The organism is Paenibacillus sp. J31R30, assembly GCF_059692115.1.
This window is the reverse complement of the sequence record NZ_JCAUAV010000001.1, coordinates 815,876-833,868: the sequence shown is the minus strand read 5'-3', so window position 1 is coordinate 833,868 and position 17,993 is coordinate 815,876. Positions and strand designations below refer to the sequence as shown.

The 17,993-nt window shown below is 45.6% G+C and carries 10 protein-coding genes; 2 read left to right on the top strand and 8 right to left on the bottom strand.

Features of this window, described 5'->3' with window-relative positions; translation table 11 throughout:
* Window positions 1–50: 50 nt before the first annotated feature.
* Window positions 51–536 carry a phage lytic cycle repressor MrpR family protein gene (locus tag AC58QO_RS02805; RefSeq protein ID WP_497264376.1) on the top strand — a complete coding sequence of 162 codons (486 nt, stop codon included), beginning with the start codon at window positions 51–53 and terminating at the stop codon, window positions 534–536.
* A gap of 69 nt (window positions 537–605) precedes the next feature.
* On the opposite strand, the gene AC58QO_RS02800 is transcribed toward AC58QO_RS02805, so the two are convergent.
* The 5 genes from AC58QO_RS02800 to AC58QO_RS02780 all read right to left on the bottom strand — a co-directional run bounded on the left by AC58QO_RS02800 (window position 606) and on the right by AC58QO_RS02780 (window position 11,512).
* Window positions 606–2,069, bottom strand: coding sequence for an RICIN domain-containing protein (locus AC58QO_RS02800; protein WP_497263781.1), 1,464 nt, complete (start codon window positions 2,067–2,069; stop codon window positions 606–608).
* Window positions 2,070–2,404: 335 nt separating this feature from the next.
* Entirely contained in the window at window positions 2,405–3,325 is a 921-nt protein-coding gene (locus AC58QO_RS02795; protein ID WP_497263780.1) for an EamA family transporter, read from the bottom strand.
* Window positions 3,322–4,491: an iron-containing alcohol dehydrogenase gene (locus tag AC58QO_RS02790; protein ID WP_497263779.1), complete on the bottom strand. Its 1,170-nt coding sequence runs from the start codon at window positions 4,489–4,491 to the stop codon at window positions 3,322–3,324. Before AC58QO_RS02790 ends, AC58QO_RS02795 begins: the two co-directional genes overlap by 4 nt.
* 147 nt (window positions 4,492–4,638) lie before the next feature.
* Window positions 4,639–9,828, bottom strand: coding sequence for an AAA family ATPase (locus AC58QO_RS02785; RefSeq protein WP_497263778.1), 5,190 nt, complete (start codon window positions 9,826–9,828; stop codon window positions 4,639–4,641).
* Between the two features lie 37 nt (window positions 9,829–9,865).
* The gene (locus tag AC58QO_RS02780; protein ID WP_497263777.1) at window positions 9,866–11,512 is read right to left on the bottom strand and encodes a hydroxysqualene dehydroxylase; all 1,647 of its coding nucleotides are present in this window, start codon (window positions 11,510–11,512) and stop codon (window positions 9,866–9,868) included.
* A gap of 569 nt (window positions 11,513–12,081) precedes the next feature.
* On the opposite strand from AC58QO_RS02780, the gene AC58QO_RS02775 reads away from it, so the two are divergent.
* On the top strand, window positions 12,082–13,296 hold the full coding sequence (locus tag AC58QO_RS02775) for a PASTA domain-containing protein (protein WP_497263776.1): 1,215 nt from the start codon (window positions 12,082–12,084) through the stop codon (window positions 13,294–13,296).
* 57 nt (window positions 13,297–13,353) lie between these two features.
* Here AC58QO_RS02775 and cysI read toward each other — a convergent pair whose 3' ends face one another.
* From cysI to AC58QO_RS02760, 3 genes are all read right to left on the bottom strand, one after another.
* A complete protein-coding gene (gene cysI, locus AC58QO_RS02770; protein WP_497263775.1) occupies window positions 13,354–15,075 on the bottom strand; it encodes an assimilatory sulfite reductase (NADPH) hemoprotein subunit in 1,722 nt (573 codons plus the stop codon).
* A 38-nt stretch (window positions 15,076–15,113) separates the two neighbouring features.
* A complete protein-coding gene (locus tag AC58QO_RS02765) occupies window positions 15,114–16,940 on the bottom strand; it encodes an assimilatory sulfite reductase (NADPH) flavoprotein subunit (protein ID WP_497263774.1) in 1,827 nt (608 codons plus the stop codon).
* 209 nt (window positions 16,941–17,149) lie between these two features.
* Window positions 17,150–17,992, bottom strand: coding sequence for a carbohydrate ABC transporter permease (locus AC58QO_RS02760; protein WP_497263773.1), 843 nt, complete (start codon window positions 17,990–17,992; stop codon window positions 17,150–17,152).
* Window position 17,993: the final 1 nt, after the last annotated feature.

The following is a 17,993-nucleotide window of genomic DNA, read 5'->3' as shown; positions in this document are numbered from 1 at the left end:
TGTAATTTTACAGAAAACTAAGTTCAAACTTGAAGGGATGCTGATTTCGTATTCTTACTCTAGAGAAAATTCAATTTATCGAGACACAATGTATCAATCCACAAGATGCCATCATTATTCGTCTGCTTATTGAAGGTGTCGCTCCTCATGAAATTGTTTATTTAAAAAGTAATTCCTTAGATGAAATAAAACAAATACTTACCGTGACTGATGCCATGGGGGGCAAAAGGCACATCCAAGTCTCCAAAATCTGCGTTGAACGGTTTCAAGCCGCGTTGAAGCAGACCAAATATCTGACGATTACGGGCGACCCGCTTCAGCTAAAGAAATATTCCGATTTAAGAAAAAGTCCTTTTCTGATCAAAATGAGCATGTCCGATTACATCGCTAATCGAGCGATGATTACAGAATTGGATTCTGTCATTCTGCGCACCATTTATATGCGACTTCGCCGATTAGCCGAATACTACGCTCTTCCGGAGCTTACTCATTTAACAACCGTGAAGCTAGAGTTGAAACAACTCGCGATTGTATAGCAGTTATCGTTATGGCAGAAAAAAGCTACCCCGACATTGGTTCCCATGTTCGGGGTAGCTTTCATTGTGCTATTGAATCTTCAATAATCGCCAGTGTTGATTTTTGCCGCCATTGTCCGTCCATTGGATGGCCGCTCCTCCATTCGCTTTGGAAGCGCCGGAAATATCGATAAGCTTGCCTGTAGCGCGATTTTTCAATTTGAAATTACCCGCTCCGTTATCGATAATTTGCCAATGTTGACTCGTCCAGCCCCCATCGGACCACTGCTCAATGATCGCGCCATCTGCTGTGCCTCCACTTTCTACACCTATAATCTTACCGCTTGCCTTGTTCTGAATTTTATAATAACCACTGCCAGCACTCACAAACTTCCATTGTTGGCTGTCCCAACCGCTATCGATGTATTGCTCTAAATTATCACCATTCGCAATCCCTTGACCTACCACATTCAAGTCTTTCCCGCCATTTCGATTCTCGAGTAAATAATAAGCATTCGTATCGATGGCCGGTGAAGAAGCAGACAAGCTGCCCGTGCTCGTATCGATCGTTACATTACTGCCCCAGCTCATGGAAAGTGATGTATTCGACGGGAATGTCAGTGGAAGCCACACATAGCGCGATTCCATCACTTTGCCGCTCCAAGCACCTGCCCAGCGATCCCCCATATACAGGTAGCTCGTTGAACTTGACCCCTCAACAGGGAGCACATAAGCGCTTTGCGAGTCGAATGTGGTTCCATCTCCGAAGTTGCTTAGACCGCTCCACGTGTTCGTAATACTTGTTGCCGTTGCATATTTACCTTGGTTAGGATCCCAGCCTGTTGCACCCGAGGTAACAAGGAAGTACACGCCATTCCGCTTGAACATGGCAGGCGCTTCGCGATATTGTCCCACCCACAAGGTTGCCACTAGGGAATCAACACTTCGGAAGTCCGTTGAAAGCTTATAAATATTCAAATCAGCATTCACACGTGTTGCACTAATCAAATAAGCCGTGCCGTTATCATTGTAAACGGTCATATCTCTAGAGTCGTAGCCTAACGGGCGGAAGCTTCCTTGATACGTGTAGCTGCCATCCACGGTGCTGGAATAGGCTACAGCTGTACGAGCTTGCCCGTAATCAACGCCATTTTCCCAATGCATCCATAGAACGAATTGACCTGTTGAGCTGTTATAAATGACTTTGGGTCTTTCAATATTGGACACATTCAGCTCTGCAGCAGAATTTAGAGTTAACACATCGTTACGGAATTCCCATGTTTTCAAGTCAGAGGACCGATAACAGGATACCGCTTTAAACGTGCCATCCGCATTGCGATTTTCTCCAAACCAATAATAGTAGCTTCCTACTTTTATAACCCCTCCGCCATGCGCATGAATCACATTACCGCTAGTATCTTTGAATTGAACTCCATTTTGAATCGTGACTGCAGCCGCTTGCGCGACATCTCCAAATAAGCTTCCGCTTAATACACCCAGCCCACAAACAGCGACGAGCAAGAAACTTAACAACCTCGCTATTGATTTTCTCATTACATGCATCCTTCCTCTCCTAAATTTTGTTTTGGCCCCAATACTTCCCCGCGCAATGCGTAATACGAAATATGAAACGCTTACATAAATGAATAACACTCATCACCTCCTTTTCGTTAACATACTCGCTGACAGTGCCTCTTTACTACTGAATATTCCAGAACAACTATGAACTTTTGCAACTTCCCCCTAAAATTTCTTCTCTTCATACGGCAAAAAAACGTAAAAATGCTTGAGCTGGTTTACAATTAAAAGATGAAGAGATATGGAGGCGCGTAAAAAAAATAAAAAAAAAAGGCAGCCCCCTACTCTCTAGGGAACCACCTTACTCCTCTTCATTCAGTTTGAAGCCGTTGAACGCGTTGTCTTCGTTTCAATAACTCTGGCAACGCAATGCCTAACATCGTAATCAACACGCCTAACCACTGCAGCCCACTCACGGACTCATGCAGGACGATAAAGGACATAATAACAGCCGTTGGCAGCTCCGCCGCACTCATGATCGTAGCCATGCCGCCGCCAATACGCGGCACACCAATCGCGAAAAATAACGGAGGGATCACGACACCGAACAGGGCTAGCAGTAAGGCCCAAGGCAATAATGATTCATGCAGAGATCCGTTCCATAGGAAGTGAGGCGGGAAAATCAGCATGACAATGATGAACGAACCTGTTTGCATGACAGCGCCGCGTGTGATAGGCGCAATTTGCTTGGCCACCTTTCCACTCATGGCAATAAACAACGCGTACGTCAATGCTGAAAGCAATCCTAAGCTCACGCCAAGCCACGATGGTGCCTCTACCATGCCTTTTAGATAACCACTTGCCATAATAATTCCGATAAATAAGAAAATAAGTGCGATGAGCTTATCCTTGCTGGGACGTTTCCGATCTATGATAGCTTCCAGTACAATACCGATCCACGTAAATTGAAACAATAAGAGAATAGCAAATGATGCTGAAACATATTGCAAAGCTGCATAATAAAATATCCCCGTTAAGCCTGAACTTGTTCCAACTAACATGAGAAGAAGCGCTTGACGTGGCGACACTCGAAACGTTTTGGCCTCAGCGGAACCTTGCTTTGCTGATTTGGCAGTGACAAACGCCATAATCCACATCATGATTAAACCAAAGAAAATTTGACTGCCAACCACTTCACCCACGTGAAAACCTGACTCATAAGCCTTCTTCACGAAAGTCGACAATAATCCGAAGCTGCAGGCGCCAGCTAGTACGTAAACATAATATTTCATGCTAACGACCTCATCAGAATATCTCTGACGGTGTCCCTTGTCATCACTTTGTATTGCCCAATGCTAGGCTTCATGAATGATTTGTGCACCAATTCCTCAATTCGCTGATCATCAATGCCGTAGTATCCTAGTCGATTGGGTGCGCCTAGCGAATCCCAGAATTGACGTAAAGCATGAATGCCTTCCAAGGCAACCTCGTGATCGGTTTTACCTGAATCATTGATTCCGAAAATGGCCATGGCCAGCTTCTTCATGCGCGATGGATCATCTTCTGCACAATGTGTCATCCAGTTAGGAAATACGATGGCAAGTCCACCCCCGTGAGGGATGTCGTAAACGGCGGATAAGCCGTGCTCAATTTGATGAGATGCCCAATCCCCACCGTCTGTCCCACTCGACAATAAGCCATTAAAAGCGGTAGTTCCAGCGTACATTATCGTAGCACGATGATGTACATCCTGCAGATTTGATAATAGCTTAGGAGCAGCTTCCATAACTGTCAGCAGAACAGCCTCCATGAAGCGATCGATCATAGGGGTATGCTCAGTACGATGGAAGTATTGCTCCAGCACATGTGACATCATATCCACAATCCCATATATGGTCTGATCTAAGGGCACCGATGTTGTATAGGCGGGGTCCAAAATACTAAAAAGCGGATAAGCTAATGGACTGCTCCAACCGCGCTTCTCATTGCTATCCCAATTCGTAATCACTGAGATGTTATTCATCTCCGAGCCTGTCGCGGCGAGTGTCAATACCGTCCCCAACGGCAGCGCCTTCTGTGGCTCAGCTTTCCTCGTGATGATATTCCACACATCACCTTCATAATAGACGCCAACGGAGATGGCTTTGGCACAATCGATGACGCTCCCCCCGCCAACAGCGAGGATGAGATCAATTTGCTCCTTACGGCATAGCTCGATGCCCCTCTTCACTGTTGTCAGCCTTGGGTTAGGCTCTACCCCTGACATCTCAACAACGATAGCTTGCATATCTAGAAGCTGCTTCATGACAGCATCGTATACACCATTTTTCTTGATGCTTCCTCCACCGTAAACGAGCAGCACGCGTTTCCCGGTCTCTCCTAGCTCCTGCTGCAATTGCTTGATCTGACCTTCGCCAAACCATAACTTAGTTGGATTATACTGAATAAATGATTGCATATGTGTGTAAACTCCTTCGATGACTAATATCTACAGAAGTATATCACAAGTCTAATTCAATAGCATTGGTAAGAGCTTAGGTATAGACACGTCCTTTCTACGGAAAAAACCGTACATCTCCTTAGTAAGATGTACGGTTTAGTGCACTTATATGCGGTGCAAAGGCAGCGAGAATGAAATGCTACAGCCATGTCCCAGGCGGCTTTCCGCCCAAATTTGCCCACCATGGTACTGCACAATTTCTTTCGCAATCGCAAGTCCTAAGCCGCTTCCGCCAGAGTTGCTGCGCGATTTGGACACCTTATAGAAACGTTCGAAAATATGGGGAAGATCCTCTTCACTAATCCCTACCCCCGTATCAGACACCTGAATAACGAGTTCGTAGGGTTCTTCTCTGATTTCGATCCGAACATCAATGGAGCAGCCGCGCGTCGAGAACTTTATGGCGTTATAGATAAGATTGGCATATACCTGTTCAATCCGATCCGTATCAACGGTTAGCATGAGTCCATCCATCTGCTCCATGTAGAGCGTATAGGCAATACCTGCATTTAACGCATCCAATTCATACTTAGCAAAAAGCTGACGAACCATGGTCACACACGATGTTGGTGCAAGCTGGAAATGGAATTGCTTCGTTTCAAGTCGGCTTAGTTGATACAAGTCCATGATCAAACGTTGAATCCCGACAATACGCATATGCACGACGGACAAATATTTCTTCTGCTCTTCTGGCTCCTGAATCACACCATCCAGAATGGCTTCTACATAGCCTTGTATCGATGTAAGCGGAGTCCCCAGATCATGGGAAATATTCGATAGGAGATCTCGCCGCGAAGTCTCCATTAATATCAACTCATTCGTTCGTTCTTTCACCTTGGATTCTAGATCATTGTATAGTCTAGCATTTTCAATAGAAATCGCGGCTTGCGCCGATAAAAGCTTGATCACATCTAAGCGATCTGACGTAAATGCGTTGCGAGTCAAGTTATTTTCCAAATAAAAGACTCCGACTAAATTACCTTGATGCAGAATCGGTTCGCAAAAGATGGATTTACTCTCGGCTAGACGAATGTAGGGATCGTTAATGAAAAAACCAGTTTTCTCAGCGTCATCCAACACGATGCCTTCCTTCATCCGCGCAACATACTGGATGACGGACTGCGGGAGATTCTCGCGCGATTCCAGTAAGACAGAGTTCACTGTACACGAATCCTTCCCTGCACTTGCAAGCATCTCGGCTTCAACGTACAATCTTTCCTTATCCTTCAGAACGAGAATACTCCTCTCCGCACCTGAAGAATAGGTAACAATTTCCATCAACCGTTTAATCAGTTGTTCCAAATTAACTTCACTTGATAATGAACGGGACGTGTTCATAATGGTTTTGAAATCAATAGCTTGTAAGGAGTAGTCACTGATTTTGGTTGTGGCCCAGTCTAAGGACTCATGCAGGCTGGTTAAATAACCCGGATACCGCAAGATGAGGTCATCCGCTTTCGCTTTAGCGCCCCAGCTTACATAACCGAAATAGGCATCCATGAAATAAGTCTTTGCAATTTTATCGCGTCCAGCTTGCTTATAGTATTTACCAGCCAATTCTGTTGCGATAGCTTCGTGATGGATAAATCCCTGCTCCCGCGCTTGCCGAATCGCATTCTCATACCCTTGCTCTGCCTTCTGCATATGCCCTGTCACACGATCCCACTCGGCCTGCATGAGCAGTTTCAGATGCAAGAAATTTTCCGGGCAATTCGCTGCCCATTTTGCCATTTTCTTCAACATCTTCTTCACTTGCTTCGTATACCATCTCTGCTCACAGCTCGATGCAGCATGGAAATGAGCTGTGATGGACAAGACAAAGTAGAAATAATTCTCCGGCATATGAAACAACCCAAAGGAGGCAGATTGGCGCGGCTCTGCCGCCTTCCCAAACTTCACAGCCTCCTCATAGTGACCAAATAAAAAATGCAGCATCATTTTCTTCACGGTATATACGTGAATAATCACTTGATTCGGGTGGGTCTCCAGTTTACGAACAAATTCTTCCTCGTCAGCCTCATGTTCACCGATCAGCACTGGATTCTGTGTCTTTCCTTCAACGTTCATGATCACTTTGCGAAGCATTTCCATCATCAGAAGCGTATCATGATGATTGGTCTGCTCCAGAATCCGATAGTTCGTAGCTAAATCATCATACACCTCAGCAAGCGCAATACCTTGAAAATCCTTCACTAGCACCTGATACGTGAGCGCATACCCCGCAAATACCAAGTCACCATCTTCGATGCCACTTCGGAACGATTCCTTAATAAGCTCAAGGCTGTTCGTGAGCGGCTTCACCCAAGGTGTGACAAACACACCGAACGAAAAATAGCTTTTGCTGCGAAATTGATGGGATTGAAATCGTTCATTCATCCGATTGCTTAGTTGACCATATCGGTAGCCGCTTTGATAGTCCCCGAATCCAGAGCCTAGGATCAGTCCATACGAACCATACACATAAGCCATTGCTGGCGAATTCCCATATTTCAATGCAAGCTTCGTCATGTTTAGCATAAACAACACATATAAGTTGGTGTTCACGAAATAAGCCGATATCGCAACGCTCATCATAAGGTTTATTAATTTGGAGCGATAGGCATCATCCATGATCGGCAAATCGTAGAGCTCGAGCGTATTCTTACTGCCAATTCTCCGCTTCACATCTAAATAGGCCAGTAATATGTTCACGCTTGTCGGCTCTCCCGACAGACGAATCCCATGCTCTGCCAAAGCTTTCAGCCCTAGCTTAACGCTCTGATGCTGCTTCCCTACATTGGTGTAAAGGACAACCTGTAAGTTATAGAGCTCCAACCTTTGTTCGGCTGATTTCGCCTCTTGATGAAGCTGCTCGTAAGACGTCTCGGCTTCTTCTGCCTGGCCGTTCAAATACAGCGTCTCGGCCGTCTCCAACCGAATGGTGTAAGCTAACTCCTCTAATTCCATGCCCTTGATTAGTTTTAGTAGCACTAAACCTTTATTGTAGTATTGGAGTGCCGATCGATAAGCATTGGAAGACTTCGCTTTGCGCGCTGCACTCATATTCAACTCAAGAAGCTGGATTCGCACTGAATGGTCTGTGAGCAATTCGGAACCAATATTCATGTGGATGACAATTTCAAATAGTCGACGTTCAATCTCCGCTTCAGATAAAGCGGCCAGTAACAATTGAGCAATGTTGGCGTGCATCTCTGTGCGCCTAACCTCTTCGACAGACCCATAAATCGCTTCTTGAATCGAATCATGAACAAACATAAATCGGATTTCACGCGCTGCAGACTCGCCTTGCAAATCCGTATAAAACTTGTAGTCCATCCCTACTGGGATAATCAAACCGCTTTGTATCGAGACTTCTAGCTCCTGCAGTACATCAGCGTAAGAGGTATTCATAATAATACCTAGTGCCTCTAAGTCAAAAGAAGCTCCAAGACATGCAGCCATTCGCATAATATGCTGTGATCTGGAGGGCATACGCTCCAGCTTCTCTGCTAGGAGGAACATTAAGTTATCCGTTATTCGCAGCTTTTGAATCTTGTTCATATCCCAGAACCAACGATTGACATCATAATTGAACATTAGCAGCTCTTGTTCATGCAGGGCCGTTAAGAATTGCTTGACGAAGAAAGGATTGCCTCCTGTTTTTTGAACAACAAGTTCTGCAAGTTCTTCTACTTCACTCTGCTCGGATTTCAATGACTCGGCGATTAACTGCTTGACATCACGAATTTCAAGCGCCTTCAGTGTAATGCGTTCTGCAACAAGTCTTGGAGGCAGCTTATCCAAAAACTGAATATGCATGGCAGACAACCGATTACTCTCATATTCACTGCGATAAGAACCAATAAACAAGAAATATTTCAATTGTGAGTCATTTAAAAGCAGGTCCAACATCTGTAAGGACGCCGCATCCGCCCATTGCAAATCATCCAGAAACATGACGATCGGCCGATTCTTGGCGCAAAATAGTAATAAAAATTGCTGTAGTAAAAAGTGGAGACGATTTTGCGTTTCATGTGGGGGAAGCTGCTTCACCATCGGCTGTTCGCCAATTAATAATTTCAGTTCAGGGATGAGATCAGTTAATACTTGTCCGTTTGATCCCAGCATCCTAAGCAACCGCGTACGATATTCTTCCAATTGCTGATCTTTCTCGGTCAAAAGCTGTCGCACTAGCTCTCGCAATGCCTTTGCGATCGCATGATAGGAAATATGCTGTTTATTAGGCTCGAAACGTCCGGATAGAAACCATCCGCTTTCCTTCATGATTGTTTTCATCGTTTCTGCAATTAAGAAAGACTTCCCAAACCCAGACTCCCCTGTGACCCATACCGCTTCCAATGAGCCATGCACAGCATAGTTATACACGTGCAGAAGTCGATTAATCTCCTTAGAGCGTCCGTATAAGCCCTGAGGGATCTGGAACATATCGGTCATGTCGTAGCTGCCTACAATGAAATCCTGCAACTCTTCACCAGAATTGAGTAACAGCATGACTTGCTCCAAGTCTTGAATGATCCCATAAGCACTTTGATAACGGTCCTCAGCATCCTTGGAAAGCAGTTTCATAATAATGCTGGATAGCGACTGCGGAATACCCTTTCGCAAGCTATGCGGCGATTTCGGCGTTACAGCAAAATGACAATGCAGCAGCTCCACAGGATCTTCCGTTTGAAAAGGCAGCTGCCCCGTAATCATTTCGTAGAACGTGACCCCTAATGAGTAATAATCAGTGCGATAATCGATGATCCGGTTCATACGCCCCGTCTGTTCAGGAGACATATAGCTGAGCGTCCCTTCTAATAAGGAAGGATCCAGCATCTCTTGACGCTCTCGTGTAAACGACGAGATACTGAAATCGCCCAACTTCATAATCTGCTTGTGACGATTCATAATAATATTGCTAGGTTTGATATCCTTATGTATAACGTAACGTTGATGAACTTCGCCTACAATTCTAGCTAATTGTATAGCTGCTTGTAAGAACGCTTGAAGCGATTGGCGAAACAACGGAAAATAGGTGGAAAGTGTTTCCCCATCAAAGTCCTCCATCACCATGGCAACGCTGTTTTGATATTTGGGCAATGAAAGCGGCTTAACGATTCCAGGAATATCCAGTATTTTACCAATTTCATATTCACGCTTTAATCTAGCAATATCCGCGGCAATCGGGAAGTCAGAGCGCAGTGTCTTTATGATCACCTTCTCGCCAGATTGCTTATCAATGGCACGATACAATACCGTTCGTTCACCTTGATAGATTTGTCTGATCATTTCATAGTCTGGCAAAATTAACATGTTATCCTCCTAGTAATTCTCGCTGCTAGACAGGGAACTAAAGCAGCTTACCATCCCATGGTAACCCTCTCTCATACCGTCTCTTATCGTGAATATGATATATTTTCAATACATCGATATGGCCCAATTCAAAGGTGTACATCTCCCAAATCTTACAAGGCTCTTCCTCTGATCCATCACGTTCCAGAATGGCATTCACAGCCCGACGCGCCGCCTCATTGGCACCTTCCATCGTGGCTAGGTTCGTGTTGGTACGCACATAATCGGAGGCCAGAAATAAATTCGGGATAGCAGTAAATGCTTCTGGACGGTCATCCCAGGTCCCCACACGGTTAATGAGCAACGGCTCCATATTCGTGCAAGCATGCTCCGGATTTACGAATTGAATATCCGTATCCAAGAACCAAGAATGCAAAACATCATCTTCCAGAATTACCGCTCCATCCACATTAAGGCTCAGCTTCATTTGCGCCCAAACCTCGGCTTTAATTTCTTCAGCCGTACAGTGTGTTGCCGTTTTGCCAAATAAGATGCCAGGTGAATCCCAGTCCGAGATATCAACGGATAGAATGCCTTTCACTTTGCCATCGCCATATTCACTCAAATTCACGTCCGGCCAGAATTGCTTCTGTGAAACTGAAGTAAGCGACCACGGGGCATCCAAATAAATCACATGGCCATGTGTAATCGGCACATCTTGCTTCAGGTAGTACTGAATACCGTTCATCCAAGCAACAGAATCCACGAGCTTCTGAACGCCATGAAGCGACGGGTCTGCTTCCAGCATGGGTTCCGAGATCATTTGCCCCATAACCTCGACTGGGAAAGCCGCAATATAGTAATCTGCTTCGATATCAAACGTTTCACCATTTTTTGTAATGGTTGCACTGCTAATTTGACCATCCACACATTGAATTCTCTCAACTTTCGCATCCAAATGATAGTCAACACCTTGATCCTGAAGAAATGTCAACCAAGGGTAGATCCATTTGTCATTCGTGGGACCATTCAAAAGCCTTACAAAACTCGTGCCAGGCGTTGTAATATCCAGTGTCATCTGAACAGCGACGGGCCCTACCGTTTGTGTATTTGCAATCTTAGACTGACAGGCAACGAGCGTTTTCGTAAATCCAGCAAAAATTTTCTGAAAAGCAGGTGATTGCTGATCCGCCTCGATGAATTCCCACCAATCGATCAAATTGTATTCTTCACGAATACGTTCCTCGCAGCTTGTCATCACCTGCCATAGTTTCCGGCCATACTGCTCCATATCATCTAGGGTAAGTCCTAATCCATTATCAAAGAGATCCTTAATAAGCACTAACAAATTGTCTAAGCTGAACTCGATTTTGGCTAATAAAGGTAATAACGGCGCGGTATATGTCGCGATATCTAGTCGTGTGACTTCCGTTAAATTATCGTACACTGTGCCATTCTCGTATGGAATCCGTTTCAAAGTATCAATCACATGGCGATAGAATCGTGGAAATAATCGAAAGCCGTGCTCCCCAGGTAAATCCCTTCGACCACCAGTTCCGCTGCCAACAAAGGGCATACTTCTGGCCTTCCCCCCAGGGATATGCTTAAACTCGTAAACGGACACCTCATAGCCTCTTACGATAAGTTCATGAGCAGCACTTAAGCCAGCGACTCCTCCACCTAATATTGCGACCTTCTTCAACACGAATCCCCCTCATTTTGGCGTTTTTTGTAAAATTATCTGGTCTTTCTATCATATCATTTAGGCCATTTGAATCATAGAAAAATCCTTGCTGTGTTCTCATAGAGTGCTAGAAATACTAGTTGCGAAAGACCCTTCTAAAGCTGATTTATTCAGCATAAAAAGGTTAATCAGATATTTTCTCAAGATGATTCCAAAATGCAGGAAAAAGATGTACAGTAAGGCTAGGCCCTTGTTCAACGACATGCATAAGATCAATATTATTTTGAACCATTTACGAATGCTTAGCAGGAGCTTAGGCGCCGTCTGTTGAAGGTAAGTTTATCCGAATTGTTCCAAGCTAATATGGCGTTCACAACTCCTGATTCCATTCAAATGGGCAATTCGAACTTTTTTGATAAAATTCCGCAAATTCTGCGCGTGTCTATGTTATTTTTTTCTAACGACTACTCCTAAATTCCTAATCGCTTTCGAATCCTTTATGAGAAAACCTTTATCGAGGCCATTCAAAGATGAGCGACCGCGTTTAGAGGTGTAAAGCACTCCTACATACCAGAGAGGATGGTTATTCCATGCCCGATCGAATAGGTACACGATACGTGCCAAGTACACAAATCGTCTCTTTCCCTCATGGAACTCTCCATTATGGTGATGATGTATTCCTAACTCGCAAAGTACTGCTTTATCGCAAAACGCTTCGTCACAATCAACAGGGTGTCGATTACATAAGCTCACTTCAGGATAAGGCAGCCTTCATTCACGACGGCTTTCATCACATGCTGGATACATCTATCGCCGAGGATGCTGTCACCATCATTTTGCAAGCGAAGCCAGGCTCGCTATTCATCAATCACATCAAAAAGCGCCAATGGACATTCCAGACGGTCGTGTCGATGATGAGCGACTTAGGTGTTTCCCTGCTTGATGCCATGGAGGAAAAGATTACAGGCTTCTCTGTACGTCCTGATAATTTATGGTTAACCGATCAGAACAAGCTCTCCGTTATCAACTACTGGGAGGAAGATGAATCCGAGGAGCAAGGGGCTGTTGGTCTTTGCCGCTTAATGATTCAGCTGCTTACGGGAAGCGAAACGATTACAGATACGTTCGAGGTTATGCACACAAGTCTGGAGCGAGCTTCAATCCCTAGCGCTACCACCGAGCAAAAATTAGCTTTAATTCGTCTTATCAAATTTATTTGCCATGGGCAATCCTCACTCTCCTCGCTCGTATTCGGGTTGCGCAGCTTACCACCTTCCGTCCCTACTAATAAAAGCGTGAAGATTGCTGCGCCAATTGTAGAGGACGAAATTGAACCTGCCAGTGAAGCCCAACCTGAACCGTTTCGTTCCCGTTCGGCAAGTGAGAACCTCACCCGTTCGACACGTTCAGCTAAGCTGATCGCGCTTGGCGCCGTCTCGGCACTAGTTATTGGCATCGTCGGCGTCTGGTCGTATTGGCCCGAGCCCAAGATCGTAGAAACCTTCGTCATCATCTCGCCTACGCCAACGAGTACGCCTATCACGACCGTTAGTCCTACCGCTACAGCCAATACCAAGCTAACGAGCACGAAGGAAGTCTCAGAGACGACTGTCGTACCTAATTTGGTCGGCCAAACGCAAGCGGCTGCAGAACAGATGGCCCTTGAAGCCGGACTGCACTATAACTTCCTGATCGAAACCAGCACGCAAGCGAAAGGCATCGTCACGAAACAAGATCCTAAAGCCGGAACGAACGGCATGCAGGGTGATAATGTGACATTCTGGGTGAGTAAGGGGGCGCAGTAGTCGAGATATGAAAAAAAGCAGCTAAAGTAGACATCTACTTTAGCTGCTTTTTGTTTATTACGCGTGGAAGTCTTGACCCGAACGAACTTCTTTCACATAGCCAGCGCGGATAACGAAGTCACCGAAGTGCTCTTCACCTTGACGCTCTTTCGCATAGTGAGGAATGATCGTTTGCAGGGAATCCAAGATTTCGGATTCACCAATGTTTTCCTTGTACAATTTATTCAAGCGGTTTCCTGCGAATCCGCCTCCCAGGTACATGTTGTACTTGCCAGCTGCTTTACCAATGAAGGCAAGCTCAGCCAGCATAGGTCGTGCGCAACCATTCGGGCAACCCGTCATCCGGATTGTGATTTCTTGCTCACGAAGGCCTACACCTTCAAGAATAGCCTCGACTTTCGTAATCAAAGAAGGCAGGTAACGTTCGGATTCCGCCATTGCGAGTCCACAAGTCGGGAACGCTACGCAAGCCATCGAGTTTCTGCGCAATGCGGAGTAATGAAGACCATCCGTAATGCCGTGCTCTTTGATTAACTCTTCGATTTTCTTCTTTTTCTGAGCGCTTACGTTGCCAATGATCAAGTTCTGATTCGACGTGAGTCGGAAATCACCACTGTGTGTCTTCGCGATTTCACGAAGACCCGTCATCAAACGGTAGTCCCCATCATCCATGACACGGCCGTTCTGAATGAACATCGTGAAGTGCCACTTGCCGTTGCTTCCCTTCACCCAACCATAACGATCTCCATTGGATTCAAAGTGGAAAGAACGTGCTGGCTCAAGGTTCCAACCAAGACGCGTTTGCAGCTCATTCACGAACCACTCAATCCCGCGATCATCGATGGTGTATTTGAAACGAGCATGCTTACGAACAGAGCGATCTCCGTAATCCCGTTGGATCATAACTGTTTTCTCAGCGAGATCAACAGCTTGTTCTGGCTTAATGAAGCCGATCACTTGACCAACCTGCGGATACGTTTTGACATCGCCGTGGGACATCCCCATACCGCCGCCGACGGATACGTTAAAGCCTACCAAGCGGCCTTGTTCAATGATCGCGATGTAGCCAAGATCCTGCGAATAGACGTCTACATCGTTGGATGGCGGAACCGCGATACCGATTTTGAACTTCCGCGGCAAATACACAGGTCCGTAAATCGGCTCTTGCTCTTCTGCGTCACGACTATCCACGATTTTCTCACCGTCAAGCCAAATCTCGTGATAAGCTCTCGTACGCGGATCCAAGTGATTCGAGATGCGGTTCGCCCATTCATAGACTTCACCATGAACTTCGGATTGGTATGGATTTGGGTTGCACATCACGTTACGATTCACGTCACCACAAGCAGCAAGCGTGCTAAGCATGGATGCGTTCACTTCTTGGATCGTTTTCTTCATATTCCATTTGATAACACCATGCAATTGAAAGGATTGACGCGTCGTAAGACGAATCGTGCCGTTCGCATACTTCTGTGCAACGCGATCCATCATCAACCATTGGTCAGATGTGACAATCCCGCCTGCAGCACGAACGCGCAGCATGAACTGATACGCAGGTTCAAGCTTTTGCTTCGCGCGCTCATTGCGCAAGTCACGGTCGTCCTGCATGTAGCTGCCATGGAATTTCATCAATCGGTTATCATCCTCGGGGATGGAACCTGTGATGCGATTTTCAAGCGTCTCTTCTAAGCTGCCGCGCAGATAATTACTGCGGATCTTAATTTGTTCAACATCACTATGTGGTGCACTATTCTTCGATAGTAAGTTATTTTCTGACATCTTGAGCTTTCTCCTCTCGTGATCGCGGGGATCCCGGTTTAATAAACATCCCGTTGATAACGTTTTTGCTGTTGCATGTTAGCCAAATATTGCACGGCTTCTTCGTTGCTTAATCCGCCCTCTTGCTCAAGAATCGTGAGCAGCGCAGCATTCACATCGTGAGCCATTTTCTTCTCGTCACCGCAAATATACACAACAGCGCCTTCTTGCAGCCATTGATAAACCTCGCGGCTCTTCTCTAGCATGCGGTTCTGCACGTATACTTTTTGATCCGTATCACGGGAGAAGGCTACGTCTAATTTCGTAAGTACGCCATCTTTCAACCAACGCTGCCACTCAACTTGATACAAGAAGTCTGTAGCGAAGTGTTGATCCCCATAGAATAACCACGTTTTTCCATCTGCACCCGTCTCTTCTCTCTCTGCAAGGAAAGAACGGAATGGCGCAACGCCAGTACCAGGTCCGATCATGATAATTGGCGTTTCTGGGTTCTCAGGCAGCTTGAAGTTCGGGTTGCTTTGAATGTACACCGGCAGCGCTGCACCCGATTGTGCCCGCTCTGCAAGGTGAACGGAGCAAACACCATAACGATTGCGTCCATTGGCTTCATAGCGCACGGCACGAACCGTGATGTGCACCTCATCCGGTGAGGCTTTGGACGAGCTAGCAATCGAGTACAAACGTGCAGGCAATTTACGAAGTATGGCTACGAATTGACTAGCAGACACACCTTGCAGCGAGAAGTCTTGCACTAAATCAAGCAAATCGCGACCCGCAATGTATGATTTCAACTCGGATTCATTACCTGCAGCAAGCAAAGCATGTAAATTATCATTTGAAGTCAGCTTTGCCACTTGCTCCAGCAAAGGTTTCGTCAGTACTGTGATTTCATAGTAACGAAGAAGCGCTTCTTGCAAAGGACGCTCTTCGCCATTCTTGTTAACTGCAACTGGCGTGCTAGCATTCCAATCCATCGCCTGAATCAATTCATTAACAAGACGCGGATGATTTTCTGGGAAGACACCAAGGCTATCGCCTGGCTCATATTGCAGATTAGAGCCCTCTAGAGAGATCTCCACATGGCGGGTTTCACGATCGGAGCCACGGCCATTCAAGTTCAAGTTCTCGAGTACTTCCGCTTGAAACGGATTCGTTCTGGAGTATTCTGACTCGGCGGAAGCCGCAATACTTACCGCAGTCGCAGAACCACCAACAGCACCGCTAGCCGATGAAGCGTTCAGAGCACCCAGCACACTAGACACCCAAGCCGCAGCAGGCTCATCAAAATCAACATCGCAATCCACACGTTCAGTAATTGACTTCGCGCCTAACTCTTGCAAACGCTTATCAAAATCCTTACCCGTTTGACAGAAGAATTCATAAGATGTATCGCCCAAGGAAAGAACTGCGTAACGAAGCTCTTCTAATTGAGGCGCTCTTTTGCTATGAAGGAATTCGTAGAATGAGATCGCGTTATCTGGCGGATCACCTTCACCATGTGTACTTACAATCATGAGTAGGTTCTGAACCTTTTTCAGATTATTCGGTTTAAAGTCACTCATGGAAGAGAGCGTAACTTGGAACGACTGCTCTTCTAGTTTTTTAGCAAGCTTTTTCCCCAATCCGTGGGAATTACCCGTTTGTGATCCGAAAAGCACGGTAACTTCTTTAGAAATAGCCGGTTGACTAGCCACTGCCGTTGGTACGGAAGCAACAGGAGCTGATGCAGAAGTTGTCGAGCCTTGTTGCGCTGTTAGATAGCCACTCAGCCAAATACGTTGAGTATCCGTTAATGTTGGCAGGACACGATTGAGCAATTCAACTTGCTCTTGGTTAAAAGGACTGTTTAAGACTTGTAGTTCCAACAAAATCCACCTCGTCAGCATGTATTGATAAACTTTGCTATTATTCGCACTATTTTTACTCTCCATTGAAACCTATCATACGTGCGCACCATAGGTCAATTAGAATCATCTTATGAGACTTATAAGGGGAATTGATATATGGTTAATTGCGCACTTTTCATGCAAAAAATGACCCCATTTCGGGGTCATTCCATCGATTTCTGACATATTTAACCTTTCACAGATGACCCTACGGTCATCGCCTTCTCAACTTGCTCACTAAAGAGGATATATACAAGCACCGTTGGCAAGCTGGCAATTGTCATCGCTGCCCCCATCGCCCCCCAGTTTGTCGTAAACTGACCTTGGAAGAAGAGTAATCCAAGCGGTAAAGTTTTCAGCGATTCTTTGGTAATTAAAATGAGTGCCATCGTGAATTCATTCCAAGAGGATAAGAAAACGAAAATGACCATCGTCGCCATTGCCGGTTTAATAATTGGTAAAATAATGGTATAAAACGTTCGGTAAATGCTAGCTCCATCCATACACGCAGATTCTTCTAGCTCAACAGGAATGGAACGGAAGAAGCCATAGAACACCATACTTGAGAAAGAAATATTAAATGCAATATAAGGAACAATGAGCGCGCCGTACGTGTTAGCTAAGTGGAAATCTCGAACTAGAATCGCCAGTGGTATCATGATCACTTGGACTGGAATGAACATCCCGATGACCACATAGATGCGAGCGACTTCCTTGAAGCGCCATTGCATCCGGGCAACGGCATAGGAAAACGTCACGGAAAGTACGATCGTCCCTACGACGGTGCAGGCTGCCACGAGCAAGCTGTTGCTAAAGTACTGCGGTACATTGAATTTAGACCAAGCATCCACATAATTTTCGAAGCGAAAATGCGTTGGAATCCCGAAAGGATTCGTAACGAAAATTTCATTGTTATTTTTCAGTGAATAGAAAATCATCCACAATAACGGATACACCGACAACCCCGCATACACCCACAAAAGGATGCCAAGGAGCGGATTTTTTTTGCCTAATTTGAGTAAGCCGTTCATC

Excerpts from the sequence above, each read along its gene's own strand:
- AC58QO_RS02800 (WP_497263781.1), bottom strand. The coding sequence starts at position 2,069 with ATGAGAAAATCAATAGCGAGGTTGTTAAGTTTCTTGCTCGTCGCTGTT.
- AC58QO_RS02795 (WP_497263780.1), bottom strand. The coding sequence starts at position 3,325 with ATGAAATATTATGTTTACGTACTAGCTGGCGCCTGCAGCTTCGGATTA.
- AC58QO_RS02790 (WP_497263779.1), bottom strand. The coding sequence starts at position 4,491 with ATGCAATCATTTATTCAGTATAATCCAACTAAGTTATGGTTTGGCGAA.
- AC58QO_RS02785 (WP_497263778.1), bottom strand. The coding sequence starts at position 9,828 with ATGTTAATTTTGCCAGACTATGAAATGATCAGACAAATCTATCAAGGT.
- AC58QO_RS02775 (WP_497263776.1), top strand. The coding sequence starts at position 12,082 with ATGCCCGATCGAATAGGTACACGATACGTGCCAAGTACACAAATCGTC.
- cysI (WP_497263775.1), bottom strand. The coding sequence starts at position 15,075 with ATGTCAGAAAATAACTTACTATCGAAGAATAGTGCACCACATAGTGAT.
- AC58QO_RS02760 (WP_497263773.1), bottom strand. The coding sequence starts at position 17,992 with ATGAACGGCTTACTCAAATTAGGCAAAAAAAATCCGCTCCTTGGCATC.